6 protein-coding genes are annotated in these 4,603 nt (G+C 44.9%); 2 read left to right on the forward strand and 4 right to left on the reverse strand.

The features are described from left to right. Positions 1-181: 181 nt before the first annotated feature. A complete protein-coding gene (gene crtE, locus I8752_RS17930; RefSeq protein WP_214433669.1) occupies positions 182-1,111 on the forward strand; it encodes a geranylgeranyl diphosphate synthase CrtE in 930 nt (309 codons plus the stop codon). A 14-nt stretch (positions 1,112-1,125) separates the two neighbouring features. Then, positions 1,126-1,581 carry a divergent PAP2 family protein gene (locus tag I8752_RS17935; protein WP_214433670.1) on the forward strand — a complete coding sequence of 152 codons (456 nt, stop codon included), beginning with the start codon at positions 1,126-1,128 and terminating at the stop codon, positions 1,579-1,581. A gap of 88 nt (positions 1,582-1,669) precedes the next feature. On the opposite strand, the gene I8752_RS17940 is transcribed toward I8752_RS17935, so the two are convergent. The 4 genes from I8752_RS17940 to I8752_RS17955 form a co-directional block, all read right to left on the reverse strand. After that, positions 1,670-2,323, reverse strand: coding sequence for a hypothetical protein (locus I8752_RS17940; RefSeq protein ID WP_214433671.1), 654 nt, complete (start codon positions 2,321-2,323; stop codon positions 1,670-1,672). An 85-nt stretch (positions 2,324-2,408) separates the two neighbouring features. Then, positions 2,409-2,738: an MgPME-cyclase complex family protein gene (locus tag I8752_RS17945; protein ID WP_214433672.1), complete on the reverse strand. Its 330-nt coding sequence runs from the start codon at positions 2,736-2,738 to the stop codon at positions 2,409-2,411. 87 nt (positions 2,739-2,825) lie between these two features. Further along, on the reverse strand, positions 2,826-3,518 hold the full coding sequence (locus tag I8752_RS17950; RefSeq protein WP_214433673.1) for a SnoaL-like polyketide cyclase: 693 nt from the start codon (positions 3,516-3,518) through the stop codon (positions 2,826-2,828). A gap of 270 nt (positions 3,519-3,788) precedes the next feature. After that, positions 3,789-4,511, reverse strand: a complete 723-nt coding sequence (locus tag I8752_RS17955; RefSeq protein WP_214433674.1) for a pyridoxine 5'-phosphate synthase — start codon at positions 4,509-4,511, stop codon at positions 3,789-3,791. Between the last annotated feature and the right edge of the window lie 92 nt (positions 4,512-4,603).

Here is a 4,603-nt window from a genome sequence, read left to right on the forward strand (position 1 = left end):
GCTGAGTGCTGAGTGCTGAGTGCTGAGTTAGTAAGGGCGTAAGGTTGTTCGCCTATACAGGAGTGATGATTTTTAATTTTGAACTCGTCACTTTTCTCATAACTTTTTCAGCTCCAAAGCCCCTTAAAATTGGGACGTATGTAATAAATAGCCAAAAGTCTAAAATTTAAGGAATTTAAGAATGGTAGCAGCTGACAACCTTCAGAAAACGCCACAGGAAGCCACTTTTAACCTATTAGCCTATTTAAAAGAGCGGCAAAAGATTTGTGAAGCTGCTTTGGATAAGGCTATTCCAATCATTTATCCAGAAAAGATTTACGAATCGATGCGCTACTCGCTATTAGCTGGAGGTAAGCGTCTGCGACCCATTCTCTGCCTTGCAACTTGTGAAATGATGGGTGGCACAATTGAAATGGCAATGCCAGCAGCTTGTGCGGTGGAGATGATCCACACAATGTCGCTAATTCACGACGATTTGCCGGCGATGGATAATGATGATTACCGTCGCGGGAAGCTGACCAATCACAAAATCTACGGCGATGCAGTCGCAATTTTAGCTGGGGATGGCTTATTGGCTTATGCTTTTGAAATGGTTGCGACTCAAACCCCCGACAGCGTTCCCAAAGACAGAGTTTTGCAAGTAGTTGCTCGTCTGGGACGAGCGCTGGGAGCTGCTGGTTTAGTCGGCGGTCAAGTGGTCGATCTAGACTCAGAAGGTAAGTTAGATATTTCTTTAGAAACTCTTACTTTTATTCATAACCATAAAACAGCTGCACTTTTAGAAGCCTGTGTCGTTTGTGGCGGTATTATAGCTGGAGCATCACCTGAAGATGTGCAACGCCTGACTCGCTATTCTCAAAATATTGGACTAGCGTTTCAAATAGTGGATGATATCCTGGATATCACTGCGACAACAGAGCAGTTAGGCAAAAGTGCTGGTAAAGACCTCACAGCCAAGAAAGTAACTTATCCCAGCCTTTGGGGAATCGAGGAATCTCGAACCAAAGCCCAGCAGTTAATTGAAGCAGCTTGTGCTGAATTAAAACCATTTGGCAAACCAGCACAACCACTTGAAGCGATCGCTCACTTTATCACCAGTCGCAATAACTAGATCGATATCAAACCATGCAGGACATAGGCGACATTTTAGACAACCGGGTACTGCTGGTTGCTCTGGTAGCTTGTTTAATTGCTCAAGCACTCAAGCTCGTAATCGAGATCGTCAAACATCGCAAACTGAATGTGCGTGTTTTAGTCACCACCGGAGGTATGCCCAGTGCCCATTCAGCTCTAGTTACGGCTCTAGCAGCTGGTGTCGGGCAAACTCTCGGTTGGGCATCGCCTGATTTTGCCTTGGCTACAGTTTTTGCCATCATCGTTATGTACGATGCCGCAGGAGTCCGCCAAGCAGCCGGCAAGCAAGCTCGTATCCTCAATCAAATGATTGATGAATTATTTCACGAAAAACCAGACTTTAGCCAAGACCGCCTCAAAGAATTACTAGGACACACACCAGTACAAGTAATAGCTGGTTCGGCTTTGGGTATCACCATCTATTGGTTAGCCAGGTCTGCTTATTAAGGAGTGCTGAGTGCTGAGTGCTGAGTTAGGAGTTAATTATTTCCCCTGCTTCCCCTGCTCCCTGCCCTCCTGCTTTCAAACACTACTTTTACCGCACAACGGATCGCAGTAGTACTACTTTGCGACTATCTACTAAAACAGCAATAAAGCCGCGATCGTTGAGCTTTTGTAATGTGCTGTATGCTTGTTGTTGATTGGTAGTATAAACCGCCAGTAAGTAAGGGCGTTGTCCGTAAGAAGCAAAACCTACGTTACCTCCTACTGTTTGTTGTACGCTACTTGCTAACTCTGGACGGTTGTAATAATCCACCAATACAGCATAACCGGCTCCTAGCACTTGGGGATTATAGCTAATTGTTTGAGATGGTGATGAAGGTGGCGATTGTGCTGTGTCAGCAGGTCGTGTAGTAATGATGGCAGACAGCCCGACAATATTATTGATATACCTCGCCCAGCGATTGGCATCGTCAATTTTTTTAAATCCCCCTATCCTTGTTACTGTCTCAGTGAGATATTGGCAAGTGGTGGTTTTTAGTTCATTCGGTAAGGCGCTACGTAGTTGCCTCTGATTATCCGTTGTGGGGCTGACTACCAGTAAAAGATACTCTCCGGCAGTCGGTGGTTGACAAATGGGAACGTTTTTTTGAGCAACCGCAGAAGTTATACTAGCCATTAATCCTGCGATCGCTAGTCCTAAAGCACTCAATAAAGTCTCAAATCGCTTCACAGAATTGGGACGCATAAACTGGATTTGCTTAAAAGATTTTATTAGTTATGGGTCAATAGTTCATAGTCTGATGACCATTAACTATTGACTATTGAATATATCAGGACACACTAGTAAGAGATGCCAAAGGATTGGGGATTGTTTCGGAAGGGGCTTGGAATTCTCCGACAATCACGTACTCTAATCGCAGTTTTAACCAAGTAATAAACTGAGGATTGGTAGAAATAATCGCTGCTGCTGGTTTGGGGCATTTAGCTTTCATTTGTGCCAACTCAGGTGCTTCTAAGAAAGCTGGTTGCTGCACTAACCAAAAATCAATTTCTTTTTCTTGTTCGTGATAGTGACGAGTGCGTTCTTTCAGCACTTCGTCCAGCGGTTCTTCATGTATGAGAAATTGTTGACTTGCCAAAACGTAATGATATGTTTGCATTTTCATCCTGCGGTTACTAATGAATAATTTCAGGGTACAGAAATAATGCTGTACCCCTAGTACCTAACTTGTAGGCAATTTTTTGAACTATGAACTGAAGGGACAACCGCTTCCTTGGCTTTCACTATTTATTTTGCCACCAGCTGTTAGTTTTTCTAAAAACAGCGTGTTGTCAAAGTAATGTTCCAAAGAAATAATCTTTAAATCATCGGTTACACGGGCAATGCTCATGCCGATGATTTCCACTGTTTCTTGTGTAGGTGCATAGTCTTTATACGCACCTTTAAAATGTCCCCAGTGCCGCCATTTAAATGTGACGTTTGGCGGGCCTGAAAATACTTCCAATACCTCCCAAGGAAATCCTTGGGGAAAGGTTGTTTGGAAGAGGTTTGCTGATGATTCAAAGCTTTCTTCTGAAGCTTTATAATGTGCAGAATCAGCCATGAATAAGTTGTAAGTACCTTGCGCTCCTACGTCTGCTGCTGTGTACTCAACTCCACCATTGGTACTTACACGAAACTTGTCATTGACAACCGATAACCACTGTTGGGGGTTAGTTTTGAATGACACCTCCATCTCGAAGGTTCTCACTAAGTTTTCTACGATCGCCTCTAATGTACCCTCAAGATGATTGCGGGTACTTTCGTTAGCTAGATTCTCTTTGGAGCGAGAATAGTCTGGGGGTTCTTGATAACGCCACTCGACATCGGTACTTTCTGCAATCACCCGATCCCTATCCTGTACCCAAAGCGGAAGGTTGTTAGACTGTGTTGCGCTCATAGAAGCCTTTGCTAAAAATTTGACCGATACAATAAAGAAGGTTAAAGGTTGTTAGACTATAGCCGCTCCCGTACCTTTTTCCTACGGAAACGCTAGCGCGTAGCTCGTTTCCCCGTACCCCTACGGAGAACCAGTAGGAGTAAGATAAAAATTCTCTACTTCATACTTTACAGTACGAGTGTAAGACCTCGCGCCCCTTTACACTTCATCCTTGTTTCTAGATTTCGCAGTTACAACCCCTGTTCGTTTACGACTGTCATCAGTCACAGTTTACAAATTGCCGCGTATAGCTTGTTTCATCTCGCGGACTGCTCTTTCCATACCTACTAAAGCTGCCCGACTGATAATGGTATGACCAATATTCAGTTCTTCCATCCCTGGAAGCGCAGCCACCGGATAAACGTTCCAGTAAGTCAGCCCATGACCAGCGTTGACTCGCAATCCAGCTTGAATAGCTTGCTCGCACCCTTGAGCTAATACAGCTAGTTCTTGCTGGCGCTTGATTTCATCTCCAGCTTCAGCATATTGTCCGGTGTGCAGTTCGATAAACCGCGCCTGCACCTTGACTGATGCTTCAATTTGTGCTGGTTCGGCATCGATAAATAGACTAACTGGAATGCCAGCGCTCTGCAATTTATCAACTATCTCGCTTATTCTAGCAATTTGTCCGACGATATCTAAGCCGCCTTCTGTGGTGACTTCTTCTCGTTTTTCTGGTACTAAAGTTACGTAATCTGGTTTGATATCAATAGCGATCGCTACCATTTCATCTGTAGCCGCCATCTCTAAATTCAGGTGCGTTCTGACTGTTTGTCGCAACAAACGCACATCCCTGTCTTGGATATGCCGTCTATCTTCCCGCAGATGCACTGTAATACCATCTGCGCCCCCTAATTCTGCCAGCACCGCCGCTGCTACGGGGTCTGGTTCCACCGTCCGCCGCGCTTGCCGGATGGTGGCAATATGATCGATATTTATGCCGAGTGTAGGCACTCCAAGTTTCTCCCTATCCACAGTCCTCAGAACTTGATTTTACCGGAAATACTGGAGGCTGGGGAAGAAGCAGGGGGCAGGGGAGCAGGGGA

It is taken from the genome of Dendronalium phyllosphericum CENA369, assembly GCF_016056275.1.
Classification (GTDB): domain Bacteria; phylum Cyanobacteriota; class Cyanobacteriia; order Cyanobacteriales; family Nostocaceae; genus Dendronalium; species Dendronalium phyllosphericum.